Below are 21,603 nucleotides of genomic sequence, written 5' to 3' on the forward strand. Positions count from 1 at the left end.
GAATCCCATTTGCTGACTACAACCTCTGTATCTTGTACTTCCCAACTAACATTAATCAGATAGATCTATTGTTGACTGCGTTCAGTTGAGATTTTTAACCTTCTGTTCGAGCTGTCTGAGTCGCTTATTGAGGTCCTCGGCGGGCTCGGCAGCCGGCTCACTCAGCGGGCGGACATCCTCGAGGGCGGCGTCAACGCGGTTGTCATCGGCTTCGCCGCGGAGATATAGCTCCGCGCGGTCATTATACAGCTCTCGGAGTGTACTCGCGGCGACACCGACGTCGTCGGCAACATCGGCGATCGATTCTCCGGCGGCGACCCGTTCTATGCCGGCGCGAACTCGAAGGTACTCCTCGGAATCAACTCGGAGATGACCATCAGCGACCTCGAACCCGGTCGGCGGCCGGCCAGTCCATTTACCGGCCCCCTGAGCAGCGTCAACTCCCGATTGGATTCGGCGGACCTTCTGTGTCTGTTCAATCCGAGCGAGGTCGCCCATGAGTCCAGCGATCATCCGGGTGACCGCTTGATCGACCATGCTGTCGTCGACGTCGAGGTCGAGGCCGACTTCGAGGTCCCGGACGCTCGTCTCGTGTTCGAGAGCGTGTTGGAGGAAGTTGTGGATCTCGCCACCACCGAGCCGCGAGAGTCGAGACAGTTCATGAACAACGACGACGTCGACTTCCCCGTCGGAGATCGCTTCACGAAGTCGGCGGTACTCTGCGCCACCCTCGGCGTCGGTCCCCGAAATAATATCAGCGAACCGTTCGACACTCGCGTCGGGATGCTCTTCAGCGACAAACTCTTCGAGCTCGCGGATCTATCGCTCGTGGTCTTGACGATCGGTTGAGACGCGGGCGTATATCGCGACGTGAGTCACACTTTCCGTTTCACCTGGGTTAGTATATAAAAAGTAGATACTTTTCGTGGTTGTCTTTTACCAGTACCTTCTCGACACAATTGAGATTAGCTGTGAACTTGTCTTTTGAGACACCTCAATGCGGTAAGAGAGGAATTGTACAGTCAATTCCCCAGCGGATTTTGCTGGAATCGTGTATCGTTAATTGGGGCCACAATTATCAGACTAGCCCGCATGGGTACTAGTCATCAACTTCACCGTAGGCTGGTGTGCCAGAGATGGCCCCCTCTTCCACCTCAATTTCTCCCTCTTCCCCATCAGTCTCCTCAATACGAGCCCCGTCAACGAGGACAATTCCATCTTCACTAGCGGAAGCCTCTATCTCATCACCACTGAGAGTCGCATCTTGTATGTCAATATCTCCATTTTCTTCATCTGTAGATAGTGTCAACTCATCTCCAGATCTGAGTATTGCACCAGTAGCTATTATATTTCCACCGCTTGATTCGATCGTTAGATCATTATTTGTGGACTCAACAGTGACCCCACTTCGTATCGTTACGCTGTTTGCTCTGATCATTCTATTTCCGTTTTCCACGCTATCTTTTTCGATTATAAGATTAGCAGACGTATCATCGAAGTTTTTGATCCTCTCATACGCTGTATCAACATCAGCATCATAGACACCATTTCCGTTCGTATCATCATAAGCAACAGCACTTTCAGGTAGTGTGTCTACATTCCCGTTTTCAGTGCCTCCATCACTTTCGCCGCCACCAACACGTGCAGCATCGTTCTGAGTCGGTTCCTCAGGAACTGTCTGTACGCCGACTGTATCCACAGTCAGATTGCTAGTGGTTGTGTCAAGCGTCAAATTATAGATTCCGTCGTCGTTTGCGTCCTCTGTAATGCTATACTCATTCTCTGGAATATCTGTGCTGTCCCAGTACTCTTCATTGCTCAACCGCGTCGGAACTGTGACAGTGAGATCACCTTCAGGGATATCACCAATCACACTCTCTGCTGGGCGGAGTTCGAGAGTAACTTGGCCGATCCCGCTTCGACGAAACTCGTTTTGGAGAGCCGTAATCTGTACCTCACCGTTATCGACGAGGGCTTGATCTTCAATCACCGCGATTCCACCTTCCTCGTCACGAGCATCAAGGTAGAGCACGGATGCGTCATACCACGTCGGAGAACGATCCAGCTCGTTATACCCCGGCTGATACTCAATAAATCGCGTTGGTATCGTTATCGTTCCTTCAGGCGTACCACTATTGTTCGAAATTGTGATCGGATACGGATCTGTCGTTCGTATGGTTCCAGCTGGTGCTGGAGGATTAATCGTGAATACACGGGTTGAATAGGTAGTGCCCAGCTGAACCGTCTGATACTGTGGCTGGTCGATGCTCCCGGCTTGTAGAATACCCGCTCTGAGCTCAACAAGATCGTTACGGACCTCTCCGGAGTGTTGGAACTCCGTCTCCGCATTCTGCTGTGGAACGATCTCTACCTGATACAGTGACAGCGCGAGGATCAGAAATCCAAACAGAATAACCACCCCGATAACTGGCGCGACAGCACGGTTGTCGTCTATCACTGACGTGCTACCTGACTGGTCGCTCATTGTGGATTCACCTGTACACGCTGGGCATCTTCTGCTGACGGCCAAATGGCTAGTCGAATATCCGCAGGACTCGGAACGATATAGAGGAGCCAGTACGCAATCATGAGATGGTGAAGATAGTATGGGTCAGCGGTTTTAATCTGCTGCCAAATACCGGTTTGAATAGCGATGACAGCAGCCACGCTGCCAACAAATAGAGGGGCAAGTGCAATCATCCGAATTGTGGCTTTTGCCGGCACTCTCTCAAAATCAAGACGAAGTCGGAGCGGGACCAATGAGGTATGCTCAATTGAAATTGGGCAGGTAATCCGAGCGACTGCGAGGTGGGTGAGTTCGTGGAGTCCTATCGCAAGAACCGGGAAGCAGATAGCGAGAAAGACTGCTTGAACTCCAGCCATACCAAGTCACTATTTGCTAAGCATTTAAATCTGGTATTCAAATTTGATGTTCATGATAATCGAATCTAGTACTACATTTCGGGGTAGCGGCCCCTATCTTGACGTATAGTCCGCTGCCAGACACGTGACCTCCGAGTGAGTGTGCTGTCGTCAGGTTATTATTCTATCCACCGCCACGAGGTACGTCTGAAACCGCGCCGATACCGTCGTCGCTGGCGAGCTGGTCGCTTCAACCCCACGAGGGTACGTCTGAAACCGGCCGGTTCGCCGATGCTCGTCTCCATGATCACCGGGCTTCAACCCCACGAGGGTACGTCTGAAACCGAGCGCCTCGAAGGGTTCGGCCGCTCCGTCGCGTCGCTTCAACCCCACGAGGGTACGTCTGAAACGCGGCGTCATGACTACGCCGACGCCGACTGCGATCAGGGTGCTTCAACCCCACGAGGGTACGTCTGAAACCGTCTATGTCAGTCGGCGGGACCGGCGCCGGGCCGCTTCAACCCCACGAGGGTACGTCTGAAACGAGCGGTCACGCTCGCATCGCGGTGACGTTCGACGAGCTTCAACCCCACGAGGGTACGTCTGAAACCGCCGCCGAGCAGCGGCGCGACACCATCACTGACGGGCTTCAACCCCACGAGGGTACGTCTGAAACCATCAGGATCTGGAGGGTTTTGGATCCGACAGGCACGCTTCAACCCCACGAGGGTACGTCTGAAACACCTCAAGGTCGGTCGGAAGGTACCGACCAGCTTTGCTTCAACCCCACGAGGGTACGTCTGAAACGACCTCTGATGCCGTCTCGTCGATGCTCTGGATCTCGCTTCAACCCCACGAGGGTACGTCTGAAACCGGCGGCGTTGTTCGCGAGGATGCCCTCGCCCTGCTTCAACCCCACGAGGGTACGTCTGAAACTCGGTCCAGTCACGACAGCATACGATCGGAGTTGATGCTTCAACCCCACGAGGGTACGTCTGAAACGAGCTTAACCAACACAGTGCGGGCGAGGGCGTGCTTCAACCCCACGAGGGTACGTCTGAAACCCCGTCTCCCGGCGGACGCGACGGACAAAGCTAGAGCTTCAACCCCACGAGGGTACGTCTGAAACGCGCGCGCTTCGAGGTCGGTGTCGGCGTCGACGCCGCTTCAACCCCACGAGGGTACGTCTGAAACCGACCCGTCCGCCGCCTCGTAGGTCATGGTCGCGGTGCTTCAACCCCACGAGGGTACGTCTGAAACCGGCAAGCCTTCGACCCTCACTTGAGCTACGTCTTCGCTTCAACCCCACGAGGGTACGTCTGAAACCATCCGCCGCGTCGCGAAGCGCGGGATGAAGCGGGGGGTGCTTCAACCCCACGAGGGTACGTCTGAAACAATCTCCGCTCGAGCGTGGCGGCGGACCGCACCGAGCTTCAACCCCACGAGGGTACGTCTGAAACGTCACCCTGTCGCGGACCGAGCGCCGGACCCTCCAGGCTTCAACCCCACGAGGGTACGTCTGAAACCTCTCGTTGAGCCGGTACTCTACGGACCGCATGGAGCTTCAACCCCACGAGGGTACGTCTGAAACCGCTACGTCCTCTGGTCTGAGACGCGTGGGGTCGCTTCAACCCCACGAGGGTACGTCTGAAACGCCGTAGCGCTCCTCGAGCTCGGCGAGGCTGACGCCGCTTCAACCCCACGAGGGTACGTCTGAAACTCCTGCGCCGTCGCTGTCAGCCCGCTCGGCGAGGGGCTTCAACCCCACGAGGGTACGTCTGAAACGGCGGAGGCGGGTGATAAAGTCCCGTGTCGATGATCCGCTTCAACCCCACGAGGGTACGTCTGAAACAACGGGAGCGGCACCTCAATGTCGAGCTGAGCGACGCTTCAACCCCACGAGGGTACGTCTGAAACGAGACAGTAGCCGACATCGACGCTGCGAGCCGCGAGCTTCAACCCCACGAGGGTACGTCTGAAACATCGTTCCCAGTGGCACCAAACGCGCGTCCGCCGGCCGCTTCAACCCCACGAGGGTACGTCTGAAACACGCAGTCGGGCGATGATATCCTGCGTGCTCGCGCCGCTTCAACCCCACGAGGGTACGTCTGAAACGTCGTTGGCCATGCCGAACGACAGCAGGAGGACCACGCTTCAACCCCACGAGGGTACGTCTGAAACGCTGCCGAGTCACCTACCCAACTGCCCCGAGAAATGCTTCAACCCCACGAGGGTACGTCTGAAACAAGGCTACGCACAGAGTCGAAGTGAACGCGCCGGGGCTTCAACCCCACGAGGGTACGTCTGAAACTTGACTTGTGTAAGTGGTGTACCGAGCATTATGAGCTTCAACCCCACGAGGGTACGTCTGAAACAGCAGATCGGGAAAGTACCGGGCGAGGTCAGCTTCGAGCTTCAACCCCACGAGGGTACGTCTGAAACGGGCTACTTTGAGCCGTCTGAACTTGTCGAGTGGGCGGCTTCAACCCCACGAGGGTACGTCTGAAACCTGAACAGGCGCGGGAAACGGCGATCGTCCGCGCGCTTCAACCCCACGAGGGTACGTCTGAAACCGGTATCAAACTTGAGTCGGCAAAGACACATCCCGCTTCAACCCCACGAGGGTACGTCTGAAACCTATTGTCAATGTGGTAACGTCGACCACTTCGGAGCTTCAACCCCACGAGGGTACGTCTGAAACAATTGCGAAATAGTGTTGCCACTATCGAACCCATTAGCTTCAACCCCACGAGGGTACGTCTGAAACCGCCGACAGGTCGCCACTCTCGAAACCATCCTCGAAGCTTCAACCCCACGAGGGTACGTCTGAAACATGGTCAATGACCGCAAACTCCGACCTGAAGAGGTAGCTTCAACCCCACGAGGGTACGTCTGAAACGACGGGCGACACGACACGCCGCTATGCGTTACTCTCGCTTCAACCCCACGAGGGTACGTCTGAAACCGGATGGTCGCTTGTCGGTCGGCGACGAACACGTCGCTTCAACCCCACGAGGGTACGTCTGAAACCCGGCGACGAATACGACGCCGACGACGTGTACCTCGCTTCAACCCCACGAGGGTACGTCTGAAACGTCGCCGGCCGCCCGGCGGTGTTCTATCTTCTTGTGGCTTCAACCCCACGAGGGTACGTCTGAAACGATCGTACTCGCCGGACTCGCCATCCGGTCGGAGAGCTTCAACCCCACGAGGGTACGTCTGAAACCGCGATCTCGTTATCGAACCCGGCACCAGAGGTGGTGCTTCAACCCCACGAGGGTACGTCTGAAACCGACTAAACCGCGACAGGCGCAACGACGCTGTATGCCGCTTCAACCCCACGAGGGTACGTCTGAAACTCGTACTGCTCGTCCTTCTCCTCGGCCCACTCGACGCTTCAACCCCACGAGGGTACGTCTGAAACGGCGCGTCCCCTGAGCGCGCCAGTACGCCCCGAGCTTCAACCCCACGAGGGTACGTCTGAAACCCGCGCGGCTCGTCGCCGTGACACCCCGCGCCGGGCGCTTCAACCCCACGAGGGTACGTCTGAAACCCTTCACCGCCATCACGCCGACGGCGACGTGTGGCATGCTTCAACCCCACGAGGGTACGTCTGAAACGGTGAGCCGCTCCTCCACGATGTCGAGACTCTAGCCGCTTCAACCCCACGAGGGTACGTCTGAAACGCGGAGGCGGGTGATAAAGTCCCGTGTCGATGATCCGCTTCAACCCCACGAGGGTACGTCTGAAACCCTTGTCGATGAGCTCGGCGAGCCGCAGTGGGAGGCCGCTTCAACCCCACGAGGGTACGTCTGAAACGAGCTGGAACTGGTCGCTTCCGGCGCCCGCATCGAGGCTTCAACCCCACGAGGGTACGTCTGAAACCTCCACCTCGAGCAGCGGACTACGGGCAACGAGAAGCTTCAACCCCACGAGGGTACGTCTGAAACACGTCGGGCTCGACGAGCTCGCCGAAAAGCTCCCAGAGCTTCAACCCCACGAGGGTACGTCTGAAACCTCGACGTACGGCGTACAGGTTGGTGCCGACTCGCTTCAACCCCACGAGGGTACGTCTGAAACGAGACCTCCGATGCCGTCTCGTCGATACTCTGGATCTCGCTTCAACCCCACGAGGGTACGTCTGAAACGTCTGATCGCAAACCGGTCTGTGGGCCTCGATAGAGGCTTCAACCCCACGAGGGTACGTCTGAAACCTCCGCGACGGCGAGCGGTATCGGCTCGAGGTCGGGGCTTCAACCCCACGAGGGTACGTCTGAAACGACGACCCGTGGACGACTCGCGACGGCGTGCGGGCGCTTCAACCCCACGAGGGTACGTCTGAAACCGACCGACAGCGCGGTCGGCTACCAGTACCCGACAGAGCTTCAACCCCACGAGGGTACGTCTGAAACCTCTACCTCGAACGAGTCTGCGCCGCCGTTGTCGGTGCTTCAACCCCACGAGGGTACGTCTGAAACCGGCTCCGGCGCTGGCGACGTCCTCGGCGGCGCGGGGCTTCAACCCCACGAGGGTACGTCTGAAACTACGACCGATCTGGTGAAGATCCGAAGTACTGCTCGCTTCAACCCCACGAGGGTACGTCTGAAACCTATAACATGAGCGACGGTGAGATCGAACTACAGGTGCTTCAACCCCACGAGGGTACGTCTGAAACTTGTCGAGCGTGCCGACGCCGATCGTGGTCCCCGACGCTTCAACCCCACGAGGGTACGTCTGAAACTTGCCGCTTGGTAGTCAAGAGATCCATCATCTCTCCGCTTCAACCCCACGAGGGTACGTCTGAAACGGCAGCACCTGTACGTAGGGATAATCGATCCGCCCGCTTCAACCCCACGAGGGTACGTCTGAAACGGCGACCTGCGGGTCGTCAGTCTCGACGCCGGATTCGCTTCAACCCCACGAGGGTACGTCTGAAACCGGGCGACCGGCGCGGCAGGGGCCAGCGCAGAGCGCGCTTCAACCCCACGAGGGTACGTCTGAAACCTGTATCTCGAAGTTGGCTGCGTTGCCGTCCCAGGAGCTTCAACCCCACGAGGGTACGTCTGAAACCTCGAGCATCATCGCCGTGTCCTGGACCTCCTGGTAGCTTCAACCCCACGAGGGTACGTCTGAAACGCGTCCTCGGCGACGTCGCCCGTCTTCTTGTCGACGCTTCAACCCCACGAGGGTACGTCTGAAACATGGACCGGTTCGACGTTCGCCGACGCGATCTCGTAGCTTCAACCCCACGAGGGTACGTCTGAAACACGTCACTCGTCGGGCTCGCTGTCGGTCTCGTCGAGGCTTCAACCCCACGAGGGTACGTCTGAAACTCCCGCAGTTCCTTCGCCCACTCCGGGGCGTCGTCGCTTCAACCCCACGAGGGTACGTCTGAAACAACGCGACCGGGGCCGACGCTCACCGGGTGTACGCGCTTCAACCCCACGAGGGTACGTCTGAAACCTGTATCTCGAAGTTGGCTGCGTTGCCGTCCCAGGAGCTTCAACCCCACGAGGGTACGTCTGAAACGCCGATTCACACGCGTAAGTCGGACCTCCAGGCAGCGCTTCAACCCCACGAGGGTACGTCTGAAACCACTGACCGGTCGGAGGTGCTGTTTGAGTTCATGCGGCTTCAACCCCACGAGGGTACGTCTGAAACGCTCCCGGGGTTCATCCGTAGCCTCGGGGGCAAGACGCTTCAACCCCACGAGGGTACGTCTGAAACAGCTACCTCCCGGCGACCTCCAAAGAGATCGCCGAGCTTCAACCCCACGAGGGTACGTCTGAAACCCAGTCCGAAAATAGCCCGGACAGCTACTCGCGCTGGGCTTCAACCCCACGAGGGTACGTCTGAAACACGGTGACGGGGTCGGCGACGCGATCGCGCGGCTCGCTTCAACCCCACGAGGGTACGTCTGAAACCATGGTGATTTTGTCCACCACATCACCTCTACCAGTGGAATACACTTCATCATTTCCGTCGACCCGCAATCCCCCCCAAACCCCCTGGGGGTCGACATCAGCTAGAGGAACCGACTATCTTCGGTCGGGTCGTCCCCGTACACGGTACGGTTCAATAGCCGGTCCGAAGAGAGTTCGTAGACCATGACTGATTCTCCCTCCTGAAGGAGATCTTCAATCTCCCCCTTCAGTGTCGCTAGATCTCCCTCCGAGATTTCCCCTTCCAGTACTGAGTTCTGGACGTGAACAAGATATCGGCGACAGAGCTTCAGCATCAGATGGGTCCTGTCAGCCTCCATGTCGTAGACGACGATGACGTACATCTACCACCACCGCTTGAACGAATCATAGGATTCGCCGGTTAACAAGTGCTTTTTGAGCTTGTATACCTCCAAGCGAAGCAAATACTGATAACTCACCTTCCGGTTCAGCGTCGGGTGCTCGACTGTTCGCTCGAGTGTCTCCTCAAACTCCTTCAGAAACGTCGTTCGGCCTTCCTCGTTAAGTAGACAGGAGCCAACCTCGTCTCGGAAATCGTCTCGGCTGATCTGCTTACGGTTGACTAGTCTGAACAGCAGCCGATCCGTTAGCACTGGTTTGAAAATGTCGGCAATATCCAGCGAAAGGGAGTAGCGCCGTTCTCCCGGCTCGTGGAGATAGCTGATGGTCGGGTCAAGTGCGGTAGCACGGATTGCGGAGACACAGTTTGCGTACACCATACTGTTCCCGAACGAAATGAGCGCGTTCACCGGATTCGGTGGTGGATTGTACTCTCGGCCGTCGAACGTGAACGAGTCGGGAAGAACCGCCTCAAACGTCTGGTAGTACGCTCTCCGGGCCGTCGCTTCCACACCCATGAGTTCGGAGATATCGCCAGCGTCGTCGATACGCGCAGTCGCGTTGTCCAACTCCTCGATTACGCCCCCGAGCTCGTACTCTCGACTGTCGTAGTACGTGACGTTCGTTCGCATGTTGTGGATACTCCCACGGACGAACGAGGCAGCGAGAGACTGCCGCTGTTCGGGATCGTCGTACGCCCGGACCTGTTCGACGACGGTTCGACCACTTGTCTGCCCGCGTTCGGGCATCAGTGACCCCGCGTAGCGATCGTTCCATCCGAAGACATGGACAGCAACACCGTGTTCATTGAGAAACGACATCAGCCGCGTGTTGTAGTCGATCTGTCCGTGTAGATATATCGCCTCAGCGTGTTCGACCGGGATATGTTTTTTCTCGCCATCATCGGTCTCCAGCCGAACTGTATCCTCGCTCCGTTCGATGCGGCCGTCCGAAAAGATGTGGTAGTTCTTATCCATTATCAGACCCAACAGAAGTCGTGATAGGCACACGACTCGCAGTACGGTTTCTCAGTGGCTTCCGGCGGACTGTCCGCGGTCACGATCGCGTGAATCCCTCGGATTGCCGATTCGACTTTGTCGCATCGGTCGTCGTCGAGGGAAACGGCCTCCCGTCGACGCTCAGTCGGGTGTGCCAACACCCCCTCACGTTCGACGCCTAATACCCGATCGAGGTACCAGAGGTAGTACGAGAGCTGCATTCGCGCTGGCTCCGTCAACGTCGATGAGGGTTTCACCTCCACCACCCGACCGTCTTCAAGTAGGTCGAGAGCGATCATTCCGAGTCGAAGGTTCTCCTGAGAACGTTCGCCGTAGGAGGACTCATCGACGCGAGTCCCTCGGGCAACGCTTGTGTTCTCCCGGTCGATTTCCACGTTCCGGCTCTCGAACCAGAGCTCGCGTTCACAGACGTGGTAGTACTGCATCATCACGCCAGTGACGCGAAACGGGTTGTCGACGGCATCACCCTGTGCCGTGGCCACTAGCCGAGAGACGGGATCGCTCACAGTAGACGTGCCTCCACGCTCGTGTCAGGGATGACGACGCCATCGGTGGCGTCGAAGTAGCCGCCATGCCGACCCGGGCGCCCGTCAAGCACCAGCCGGTCGGTGTCGGGGAACAGCGGCTCGCATGTAGCAAGCTTCTCCATCGTGTCGTCGTCGCCGGGGTAGACGGGAACGGAGACCTGCCAGTCCCCGGTCGACTCGACGAGGTCGTCCAAGTCGTCCCACCGGTACTCGCCGAACGCTCGCCGGATCTCTTCGACGGTCTCACGCTCATCGGCCGTTCTCGTCACGATCACGTCGACGGCGGGCCGCTCGTCGATGAGCGAGAGTCGCCCGAGCTGTTCGGCTTCTGCCCGCTCAAGATACTCCACATACTCGTCGGTACCGACGTCACGCCCATCGAGCAGGTCGAAGTAGTGTTCGACGGCGTTTCGAGTAACGTCTGGCTCGGACATCGGGTCACCGTCGTAGACCGTTGCCAGCGCTTGGCCAGTCAATTTGGTGAGACTCTCTCCTCGACCGTAGACCGCGCTAGCGGGCGTTGTCTCGCGGTTCGGCGGCGGCGCGAGCTGCCAGACCGTTACGCGCCCACGGTTGCGGTCGTATGACCGGTTACATCGACCCGCAGCCTGTACGAGGCTGTCCATCGGTGCGAAATCACGGATAACCTCGTCGAAGCTCACGTCGACGCCCGCCTCGACCAGCTGGGTGGAGACGAACAGCACTGATTCACCCGCTTCTGCGAGGTCGGACGCCACGTCGATGAGGTGACGTCGGTCACACGGACGGTGGCGTGTCGTGAGGTGAACCAACAGCGGCTGCCCCGGTCGTCGTCGACGGACTGCATCGGCAAGCGTCCGCTCGGAGCGTATCGATTTGGTTGATCGATCCGCGGCGGTGAGCAGTTCGTCGTACACCTCGTTGACGTCCAGCGGTGCCGTTCTGTCGTCCACCGACTCGGCGAGCTCGCGTGCGCTGTCGATTGTGTTGCAGATCGCCAACACCGATTTACGGTCGTCGGCCCGGGTCGCGACGAGGTCGCCGGCTCGGTCGTAGGAGAGTGCTGCTGACTCCGCGTCGTCGTCGATCGTGTCGCTCTCTTCACTGTCCTGCCCGGGAAGCATCGCGATCGCGGACGGGTGAAGCACGAAGTCAAGCCGGTCCAGCTCGTCGTAGTATGGATCAGGATCCGCGATAAGGGAGAACGGCTCTCGGTCGCCCGCAGACAGGAGTTCGGGCTGAGTGGCCGTCATGGCGATCACCGACGCACCGTACTCCTCGGTCAACATTTCGACCAGCCGGTCTACAAGCGGCCACCACTCGAGCGGCAGCGCCTGCGGTTCGTCAAGAACTACCACGCTCCCGTACAGCGAGGGGAGCTTCATCGAGCGGGCGTTTGTCGGCCCGGCCAGACTCTCGAACAGCTGGACGAACGTCGTCACGACCATCCCCGACCGCCAGCTCTCGCCGAGGAGGGCGGCGACGTTCTCGACGGCGTCGTCGGCAACTGATTCGGGCTCGTCCGGGGGCGAGACGAGGGTATCCGCAAGGTGGTGGTCGACGGTGAGCTGTTCGCCTCTCTCACCGGTCCCGAACAGTTCGCGGCTCTGTTCAGCCACCTGATCGATAATGGACGTGTATGGCAGTGCATAGACGAGGCGCCCCTCGTTTGGGTTCGACGCCATCTCACTCCTCCCGAGCACTGTTAAGGCGGCGTCCAGCCCCGTGAGTGTCTTCCCCATGCCTGTCGGGAGCGTCAGCGTCGCGACGTTCCGAGTGTCGTCGACGAACTCTTCGGCGCAAGCGTGAACCTCCTGTCGAGCGTCCTCGCGCCGCTCGTTCATCTGTTCCGTGCGCGGGTCCAGCTCTGTCTCAGCATTCCCAGTCTGGAGTTCGTCGATGTACGCGTCGATTTCTAGCCGCCTAGGGGTCGGCGACCGGTAGGCCTCCCGGCCGATTTCGATTCCGGTCGATAGGTGCGTCGCGCTCGCCTTGTCGGCGAAAACGAGCGCACTCCAGACCTGTAGAACTGACTCGTAGAAGCCAGGAGGAAGTTTCTCCGGTGCGGGGCGAAGCCGCCGGCCGCTACAAACGGCTTCCGCGACCCACGGGAGCTCAATGGCTGCATCGGAATCGGCGAGCCGTTCGTGGAACGTTTCCCAGTCTCCAGCACCGCCCGTCGCTTGGTCGACGAGTGCCTCAGCGAGTTCAGGAACCGTCTCGTCGATGTGTGCTGCCTGTTCGAGCGCGTCGGACCGGTAGAGTGTCTGTATCCGCCCGGACTGCTCGACGCTCGCCCGGTGTACGTAGTCGGCGGTATCGGGGAGGCGTCCGTGGTGTCTCGCGACGGCCAGAAAGCCGACGAGCTGATCGGTGCCGTCGAAGCCGCGTGCCTCTAACGCGTAGTGGGCGAGTAGCGCCGATATCGGGGCGTGGTGTTTCGGTCCAGCTGGCTGTGCGTCGTCCGAAAGGAGATGCTCGCGGAACCACGCGGTCAACTTTCCGAAATCGTGGACTCGTGTCACCACCTCTGCCAACTCGGAGAGTGAGTTCCCCTCCGGCGTCTCGGCGTCGTCGGGGACGAGCCATCCGGCCCGCTCGCGGACGTCGTCGAGATGTTCTTCGAGTGGGATCTGTTCCCCGTCTGGTCCGATGTGTGACGGTCGGTCGGTGAAATCGACCATGACTACGCCCCCTCGCGGCTCACGAGAACATCACCCGTCGACCGTCGACCCCGTGGGTCTTGACATCATGTACTCGGAGTGGCTCCGCTCCAGTTGCGTACGCAATCGACTGGAACGCTGTCGTCGTCCGACCACCTTCGTCGGCCGTCATAAACGCCGGTGACCGTTCGACTTTGACCTCCGTTTCAGGGGTAAGTTCGACGCTATCGACGGCTTCGAGTACCGCCGAATCGACATTGGTAGTCTCGCGCTCGTGTGGCGTTACCTCGAACTCGCCGAGATACGTGACCTCTGCAAGATGCTCCGAGAGGCCGAGACTCGGCGGGTAGTAGGACGTCCCATCGCGGAGTCGGTCCTGCAGTCGGCCTCGGAGATCGTCGTTCGCGAGCTGAAGGTCGACACGGTAGGCCGGTTCGACCAGCATCTCGTAGTTGTGTTGCTGGCGGAGTTCCGACGGGTCCGGCATCGAGATCCGTGCATGCCCGCGGCTGGGCATCGTCGTCATGTGCTCTTTGGCCGTCGAGAGCGTGTTCATCGGCATATTAATCGCTCGGAGCTCGTCGATCGGCTCCACCGCGACAGCCGATACGTTCTGGCTGAACGCCCCGTAGTAGCTGTCTCGGTCCAGTCCGAGCATCGCGGCGATGAGGCCGGCGACGGTCGTCCGGGGAATGATCCGGTACGTCTGTTTGACGATGTTTCCCTCAACCCGTCGAAAGTGGCCCCACTCTCCGTGGAGTTCGAACGAGAGACACGTCTCTGGGAGCCCGTCGCCCTCGTCGGTCCAGCTCTCAAGTGACTCTTGGGCCATCACTTGGGCATCGTCGCGGCAGCCTCGTCGTAGACTTCGACGACCTCGACCGCGTCGCCGACAGCCTCGCGGAGCACGTCATAGAAGCCATGCTCGCTAGGCTTGTCGCCCGCAGTGTAGACCTCATCGCCGACGGTCACGTCGAGCACGTCGCTGGCGACGACACGAACGCGGGCGATACGGTCGGCATGGCGGCCCAACCGGGAGACGAGCTCAGTCCCATCGAGCGTGAACTCTCGGACGTTTCGGAGTTCGTCCACAGGGGCCGAGCGCTCTTCGTCGATGTCGAGATCGCGAGTGAGCCCGCCGAGGTGGAAGCTCTCGTCCTCGTACTCCACACGGAGGTAGAGTCGTGGCTCTTGGCCAACCTTGCTCCGACTGATGGTCTGGTTCTTGATCGCGCGCCATAGGAGGGTGTCGAGACGTTCGACGTCCGCCTCAGAGAGTTTCGTGTCAGCGGCGCCATGCTCATCGACCAGTCCGTGAAACGCGATGAAGCCGTACTGAATACGGTGGTCGTCGAGATCGAATCCACCCTGCTCTTTCCCCTCGCCCGTCGCGATGACGCTGGTGAGGCTGTTGTACTCTTCGTTCTCAGTTACGGGGTGAAGTGTCTTCGCGGGCGAGAACTGGACGGGGCCGGTGAAGTGGTCCGGAAGGTAGTCCTCGAATCCCTCGTAGTTCCCCTTCATGTCGACGCTCATCGTCGCGCCGAAGTAGCGCACGTCGGCGCTGGCGTCGAGGAACGTTCCGAACACTTCCTCACGGAGGTCGGCCGCCTCCTCGTCGGCGAGATTGCCAAGGTCCCAGTCGTCTGGGTCTAGCTCACGCATCCGGTCGGCGAGCAGGTCTTCACGCGAGGATTGCTTGCCCGCCTCGTTTTTCACGTTCCGTACGTAGACGCCGTGGCCGTCGTCGTCGAGTTGGTCACGGAGGTAGCGCTTCAGCCGGACGTCCGTCACGATCGCCTGCTGGGTCTCGGGATCGATTCGCGGCCGGTTCGCCCCGCTCAGGGGGTTTCCGTTCGGGTTGGCGTCGACGGCGTCGTAGCAGAAGACAATCTCTGATCGGTTCGTTACTGGTTCGTAGCTGTCGTCGGCGTATGTGTCGTCGGTCATGCTTCTTCCTCCTCGGCTGCGGGCTGGTCACCGGCCTGTTCGTCGTCGCTGCTCGCCCAGTTGTTCATCCCATAGGCAACTCCGAGCGAGTAGTAGAATCGAAGATCCGTTGTGTCGAGTTCCCAGTCGCCGTCGATATCGATCTGGGGGAGCGTCGTTACCAGTCGATCGACAACCTCGCTGTACATCGTCCCTGCCATATTGTTCTCCCGGGAATAGACGATGTTCTTGTCGAGCACGTCGCTGGCAAGGCGCTTCAGCTTCGACTCTGTGACGGCCTTGATCGGGTACTGGTCGATTAGCGTCGTCGAGCGCCCCTCACTGACTTGCTGGTACCCGGTTACTTGACCGACCAGTGCACCGAGGAGGAAACTGCCACGCCGTTCCGGCTGATCCTCTGCGAGCGCCGGCGTCTGTTCTAGGAACTGTTCGAGCTTCGTCTCCCGAGCCGCGGCGACGTTCCCGCCGTCAGCTCGGGCTGGTGTGTCCTGTTGCATATCGTGTGTCGAATAGTCGTGTGTCAACTGCGGCGGCTCTGCGACCGGTTCGTATGCGTCGCGTCCGGTGAGAAGCCCCGCTTCGGCGAGCGCACAGAGCTGTGCGTACTGTGCCGAGACACGGAAGCTCGGGAACTCCTCTCCCTCGTCCTCGAGCAGTCGTTCCACGTACTCTGTGAGCACCGGCTCGACATCGAGCGGTTCGCCCGAGAGCACAGCCACGAGCGCACGGATCCGGTAGTCGTCGGCGCTGGCGTCGTCGTCATCGGCCGGCGCGAACGTCTGTTCGAAGTACCAGCCGGTTGCGAGGGTGCTCAGCAATGCCGACTCCTCCGGAACGAAGATGTCCCAGTTGTCCGGTGTCGGGAACGCGGCTCGAAGCCCCTGGTCAGGGTGGTCGGCGTCACCCTCCGCGTCGTACAGCCACGACTGGAGCACCCGCTGGTGAGCTCTAGTGAGCTCGACGGGCGAGAATAGCGTCCCGTCCATGCTGTCGCCGAACACGTCAAAGCGCTTCGTCTGGTGTTCCATCACCGCGGCGACGTAGAACCGGAAGCGTTCTCCCACTTCCTGCAGTCGCGGGGTGTCCTGGTAGCTTCGGTAGGCGCTCTCTAGCGGGCTCATCTCTCCGGCTTGTACTAGGTCGTAGAGGAGTCCGTAGAGGTCCCTCGCGCCTGCCGGACCGAGCCGTCCGAAGAAGTACGGGAGATAGTAGACGTTCGCTCCCATCGTGTAGTAGTCACAGGCGTCGACGAACGTACTCGCGTTCATCAGCGTCACTGCGACATCTTCCGAGACTGGGTGCGTCCGCCACGCCTCGTCTGGATCGAACCCGGGGAACTTCTCGAGTTGCTTGCCGAGGAAGTAGTTCAGCGGATCCTCAGCTGTCCCGACAGTGGGGCCTCGATTGCCGGTCACGAGATCGGTTGCCTCACCGATGGAGTCCGTGGCCTCTCCCTTCGAGACGAGCTTCGATCGCTTGCGCGCTCGCATCGCTTCGTTGAACACGGAACTCGCCTCGCCCGGGAGGAGAGATTCGCCGTCAGGCTCGAGTTTGACTGCGACAGTCGTGAGTGCTGTGGTCTTGCCGTCGAGCTGTTCGTCGACGGCCGCTTCGATGCGTTCTCTCAGCCCCTCACTCTCGCCGAGTACAGCGAGTGCGTCGACGATCCACTCATCCTCGTGGTCGGCAGCGGCCTCTTGGATCACGTCGTCGGCCGCCCACGCGGTGAGTCGCTCATGGAGATACTCTGCGACCTTCTCCGGCTCTTTGTTCTTGCCTGTCCGATGGGTGACGCTGTGATCGAACCCTGCGGCAGCGTTGAACCAAGAATGGGCAACTGCTTCGACTTTCTCCTCGCCGTATCTCTCGACGCCAACCGGTTGGCCGGGGTCGAGGCGCGGTTCGTCGCCGCTCAGATCGATGCGGAGGTAGAGCAGGCTCTCCGGCTCGCCGAACAGATCCGTGGATTTCTCCGGTGTCAGATAGGCCGCGTACTCACCGCCGCCGGTGGTCGCAAGCGTGTACAGGCGGCCGTAGACGTACTGGAGATCGCGTAGAGAGGTGATCGGTCGATCCGGAAGCTCGCTCGCCAACTTCTCGTCGTCGCTGTAACGCTCCTCAAACGTCGATGGGTCCGGAAGCAGGCTCATCCGTGGACCTCCGCCGCGGGGTCGCCGTACGGGTCACGTTTCTCGACCAAGTTACAGAAGCCCAATCCCAGCGCGTTTCGTTCCCCAAGCCCGCAGTCCAACGCGAGGTTGAGGTGGCGTCGATGGTCATCGTCTCGGACAGTGTAATTGAACTGCCACTTCGAGAGCACGAAGGTTAGCTCCTGATCTGCGGTTACCTGGAGCGGGACGGCGAACGTCTTCAGTAGCTCGTATCCCTCGAAGAGATCGCCCTCAGTGTCGCTTGGGCCGGGAAGGTATTCCGGGCTGAACAGATCGTGTTTCTGGTCGAGATTCGCTTCGACCTGCTCGCGCAGTGGCTTGATTGTGTGTTCTGGCTGCCAATACACCGCCTCTTCGCCGGGGTTCTCAATTCCATAATCGTCACAACGCCATGGTGGGATGCGCACGAGGAGTCCAGTGCCAGTCTCGATCGTTCCGCTGCTCCCTGGTTCGCCGACATCCGGTGACAGTGACGTGAGTTCGTCGATATGGAACGGCATCTGGCCGATATTGAGCTCGCGATCGGCGGTCAGGTCTTCTGCAACATCGGCCAGTAGTTGCTCTTGGGGGGCCGAAATTAGCAGAGTTCGCTCGTCCCCTTCCTGCATATCTCCCGGCGGGAAGGGGTTACTGTAATTGAATCCTGGTGGGCGGTTTTCGTCATGATACTGTTCGTACTCCGTGTCTTGTAACGCTCGCCAGATCCGACCTCGGAGCTTGTGATGATACGCGTTGTCGTATGCGGCACCAGACCGCGCGTGTAACCGTGCTAGTAGTCTCACAGCGTTATGTTGATTTATCTACTTATCCTACGGTAGTTATTCTTTTCCCTGATGGAAAGTACATGTGAGCACCCATCTCACTGAAGTTCATCTGAAACTTATGACGGTGTTGGCACCACACTCGTAACTTCAACCGTGGTGGCGTTCGTCTGATACAGATCGGATGCCTCGTCAAGCCACAACCATCGATTTGAACGTCTCTCTGAGTCGAATAGAGTTCACCCAAGTTTAAGAACTACAAACAGTTCATCCGAGATGCGCACCCAATTGAGGATATTGAGTCCTATCTCAATGTGTGTTAACCGTTTTGGCCGACTCTGAGTTTAGCAGGGATTTGCTCGTGATTATTACAGCCACTCGAGAGCATAGCAGACCCGAAACGGGCGTTTGAGAGGTTATTGTTTGAATGCTTTCGCCACAAGCAGTGGGAAGACAAGTGTTGCCTCTGCTTCCACTTGTGTGTAGTTCGTCTGATTTTCTTTAATCTTCCCCCAAGAAACTGCCTCGTTCGGCGGTGCTCCCGATAATGACCCATCACCCTCCATCCCCGTTGAAATATACACCACGTAATCCGCTCCTCCCCGGAAAAGGTTCGTCATGATTGCATGGTGTTTCGGTACTCCACCACCCACCGCGATGAGCCCCGTCGCGTCCGCCAGCAGCCCATCCTCAATCAGTGAGTCATAGTCGTCCAATATCTCAATACCCACTTCTGAGTCGTACCCCTGACGGTAATAATAAAGGAAGTTCCCAACCTCGGAGTCCGTCAACGCTGGACAGTACACCGGTACGTCGTTGTCTGCCGCCTGCTTCAGAACCGAATCCTCATCCTCCAGAGTTTCACCTAACTCGCGTGCGAACGATGTCGGTGTTCTCACTTTCTCCTCTGCGAAAAAGTCCTCAAAGAAATCATACAGATACTCTTCCAACCACACATACCGGTCAGAAGGAACGAAGAGATTCCCGAGCCGATTGATCCCGCGCTCACGGAGTGATGCCTCGTCTGCGTCCCACTTTCCCATTTTGAATGGCTTTGCCGTCTTGATCACGTCCTCGGTCAGCGATCCAGACGTCGTAATAACTACGTCAACATACCCCTCTCGAACGAGATACGCGACGGTCTCGCGCAGCCCCGACGAGATGATGTTTGACGTGAACGTGAGGTAGACAGTAGCGTCCGCCTCCTGCATGCGTTCGGCGATGTCGATTGCCTCTGCGAGCTGCGTCGCCTGGAACCCCGTTGTCCCATACGCGTCGAGCATCTCGTCAAAATCAAATTCTCCGCGAAAGTCGTAGCCACCAACATCCGGCGTGTCGGGTTCCTCATCACTCCCAGGAACGACGTCGCTGTGAGAGTCGTCTGTGTCCATACTACTGGATAATCTGACGCCGGTTTGAAGAACTCGGAATTGGTCTTCAAGCCGTTGTTGAAATCCTCAGCAGTTGGGATTTTTACACTCTAAAGAGACTGTATTAATTAGGACGGCGAGTTTGGACGATAGTTGCGACTCCAGACGCGATGAGCAGAAGACATCCTCCAACTGCGACTAAGTTGACCGGTCTGTTTTGGATATCTGGCCCGAACAGGTTCTGAAATACACCAGTAAATCCGAGAAGAACAAGACCGACTCCGCCAAGAATAAGAGTTCCAATACCCCACTTGAGTTGGCTATTCATACTCGAAATTACTGACGAATAGGTTATAAATCATAGTTTCACGGTTAGCGTTCGGTTCGCAGCCCTCGTCGACCGACTGTTTCGGACGAGAATGTCTGGAAAATCGGATTTCAACACAACAGTAGTCCCTTGTTCTCTAGTGAATAGCTTCAGACATGGTGGTATGTGGGTTCCCACGATTGCTCGTCAACGAAAGCTTCGGAAACGGTGGAGGGGCAGTATTGAACCAACACACCACTGCTTCAAGTGAAATAACAGACTCCATTGGCGATAGGTCTTTTCAGCAGTTCTCCATGAGAGTGAGCGACATTAACCAACATACTGGACCATCCCCCGATCTACGTTGGTTAAACAACGACCTCGTGTGTTGATTATCGGTGTAATCAGCGAACTCCCTATGCGAGAGATTCCAATACAAAAGTATGAGAGTTGGTGACTAAGAGCTGTCAGAAGCCCTCGAGAGCAGAGTCACTCTTCCTCGTATGTGAGGTTCATCAGCCATTGGGAGAAGGCGTCTGCCTGCGGATCGACCTCTTCTTCACCAATAAATGGCGAGAGTATATCACCCGCCATCAGTAGTGAAAAGTCACGATCAGATGCTGTTGGTTCGAGATAGTAGGTCCGTTGGCCTCCGTACACCGTTTCCTCACGCTGAATCAGCTCGGCACTCTCAAGCCCTTCGACTAGTCGGCTTCCTTTTCGTGAAGAGACGCCCAGCTCTTTCCAAAAATCGCTCTGGTGAATCCCACCCGTCTCGCGGATCAGTTCAAGACCCGCACGTTCGTCCTCCGAGAGATCGGTTTCACCCTGTGACGCGCTCATATTCCAACAGCTAACGTGTATCCATTATAATTGTTCTCTCTATTGCTCACACTTGTTATGGTATCGGTCGTGATTATTGTGCCAATTCTCCCACTCGGTAGCACGACAAACCCGCAACGGGCGTTTTTCGGTTTCGTTCAATCGACATTGTAAACCAATTCCTTATGTAGAAATCCGGGAACAAGGAACGGTAAATGTTACATAAGAAAGGAGCCGTCGCGGACAAGCGAATCCAGAGCCCACATCATGTCGATGTCAACCCTGGCCTGTCTATCGATTTCGTCACATCGCCAGTTGTAGAGCGGAACGGCTCATTCAGTACCGAAATCAGCCTAAGAAGCCTGTTCACTCTCTGAGTCTTTCGGGGACAGATTTATAACGATCAAATATGTAGGTTTCGATAGGTGGTATGTATGACCACACCAAGCTATGCGGGCGCAGAGTCGCACCACCACCCAGATCGCGGCATTGAGACGGGTGACACCGCAGTCTGGCCACTCCTTGAGTGCCTCGGTGGGAGCGTAGGGGCCGGCATTATTTTTCTCCTCTCACTCCCTGTGTTAGCCGATGTCATGAGTCCGCTTGGAGCCCTGTCTCCAACYGGGCTCCTCGTCGTGTTTCTGTTCGCATGGCTGTTCTTGTGGCTGCTCATCGCTGTGACTCGCGAGCGAGTCACCGACTGAGTGGTCACAGAACAGTGTCCACACTATCCCCAGTCGAACAAGGTCGCAAAGTCCTGAAGAATCCCTTGTGACGATTTTCCATCAGCACGAGAGGGGATCGGATCTTCCCAGCAGTCAATCTCGAGTGAGTATGCAGTCGAGACACAAACCGGCTCTCTTGTCACAT

The 21,603-nt window shown here is 58.1% G+C and carries 13 protein-coding genes and 1 CRISPR repeat array; all 13 genes read right to left on the bottom strand.

All coding sequences use genetic code 11. The features are described 5' to 3' along the window. Nucleotides 1–81: 81 nt before the first annotated feature. Nucleotides 82–819, bottom strand: a complete 738-nt coding sequence (locus AMR74_RS15665; RefSeq protein WP_053772985.1) for a recombinase family protein — start codon at nt 817–819, stop codon at nt 82–84. Between the two features lie 280 nt (nt 820–1,099). Further along, the gene (locus tag AMR74_RS18740; RefSeq protein ID WP_139043028.1) at nt 1,100–2,485 is read right to left on the bottom strand and encodes a hypothetical protein; all 1,386 of its coding nucleotides are present in this window, start codon (nt 2,483–2,485) and stop codon (nt 1,100–1,102) included. Next, on the bottom strand, nt 2,482–2,883 hold the full coding sequence (locus tag AMR74_RS18745; RefSeq protein ID WP_139043029.1) for a hypothetical protein: 402 nt from the start codon (nt 2,881–2,883) through the stop codon (nt 2,482–2,484). Before AMR74_RS18745 ends, AMR74_RS18740 begins: the two co-directional genes overlap by 4 nt. 226 nt (nt 2,884–3,109) lie before the next feature. Beyond that, nucleotides 3,110–8,786: direct repeats of the CRISPR family, unit length 30 nt; unit sequence GCTTCAACCCCACGAGGGTACGTCTGAAAC. A gap of 101 nt (nt 8,787–8,887) precedes the next feature. Then, nucleotides 8,888–9,148: a CRISPR-associated endonuclease Cas2 gene (cas2, locus tag AMR74_RS15670; RefSeq protein WP_053772986.1), complete on the bottom strand. Its 261-nt coding sequence runs from the start codon at nt 9,146–9,148 to the stop codon at nt 8,888–8,890. Further along, nucleotides 9,149–10,141: a type I-B CRISPR-associated endonuclease Cas1b gene (gene cas1b, locus AMR74_RS15675; RefSeq protein ID WP_053772987.1), complete on the bottom strand. Its 993-nt coding sequence runs from the start codon at nt 10,139–10,141 to the stop codon at nt 9,149–9,151. A gap of 2 nt (nt 10,142–10,143) precedes the next feature. Continuing rightward, nucleotides 10,144–10,689, bottom strand: a complete 546-nt coding sequence (gene cas4, locus AMR74_RS15680) for a CRISPR-associated protein Cas4 (RefSeq protein WP_053772988.1) — start codon at nt 10,687–10,689, stop codon at nt 10,144–10,146. Then, nucleotides 10,686–13,373, bottom strand: coding sequence for a CRISPR-associated endonuclease Cas3'' (locus AMR74_RS15685; protein WP_053772989.1), 2,688 nt, complete (start codon nt 13,371–13,373; stop codon nt 10,686–10,688). Before AMR74_RS15685 ends, cas4 begins: the two co-directional genes overlap by 4 nt. Before the next feature lie 19 nt (nt 13,374–13,392). Continuing rightward, on the bottom strand, nt 13,393–14,184 hold the full coding sequence (cas5b, locus tag AMR74_RS15690; RefSeq protein ID WP_053773003.1) for a type I-B CRISPR-associated protein Cas5b: 792 nt from the start codon (nt 14,182–14,184) through the stop codon (nt 13,393–13,395). After that, entirely contained in the window at nt 14,184–15,302 is a 1,119-nt protein-coding gene (gene cas7b, locus AMR74_RS15695) for a type I-B CRISPR-associated protein Cas7/Csh2 (RefSeq protein ID WP_053772990.1), read from the bottom strand. The genes cas5b and cas7b overlap by 1 nt, the downstream gene beginning before the upstream one ends. Beyond that, nucleotides 15,299–17,452 (bottom strand): type I-B CRISPR-associated protein Cas8b/Csh1, encoded by a 2,154-nt coding sequence (gene cas8b, locus AMR74_RS15700; RefSeq protein WP_053772991.1) that lies wholly within the window; start codon nt 17,450–17,452, stop codon nt 15,299–15,301. The genes cas7b and cas8b overlap by 4 nt, the downstream gene beginning before the upstream one ends. Then, nucleotides 17,449–18,255, bottom strand: coding sequence for a CRISPR-associated endoribonuclease Cas6 (cas6, locus tag AMR74_RS15705; protein ID WP_077152398.1), 807 nt, complete (start codon nt 18,253–18,255; stop codon nt 17,449–17,451). Before cas6 ends, cas8b begins: the two co-directional genes overlap by 4 nt. 395 nt (nt 18,256–18,650) lie before the next feature. Next, a complete protein-coding gene (locus AMR74_RS15710) occupies nt 18,651–19,625 on the bottom strand; it encodes a deoxyhypusine synthase (RefSeq protein WP_053772993.1) in 975 nt (324 codons plus the stop codon). A 775-nt stretch (nt 19,626–20,400) separates the two neighbouring features. Beyond that, nucleotides 20,401–20,754: a helix-turn-helix transcriptional regulator gene (locus AMR74_RS15715; RefSeq protein ID WP_053772994.1), complete on the bottom strand. Its 354-nt coding sequence runs from the start codon at nt 20,752–20,754 to the stop codon at nt 20,401–20,403. Between the last annotated feature and the right edge of the window lie 849 nt (nt 20,755–21,603).

The organism is Halorubrum tropicale, assembly GCF_001280455.1.
In the GTDB taxonomy this organism is placed as follows: domain Archaea; phylum Halobacteriota; class Halobacteria; order Halobacteriales; family Haloferacaceae; genus Halorubrum; species Halorubrum tropicale.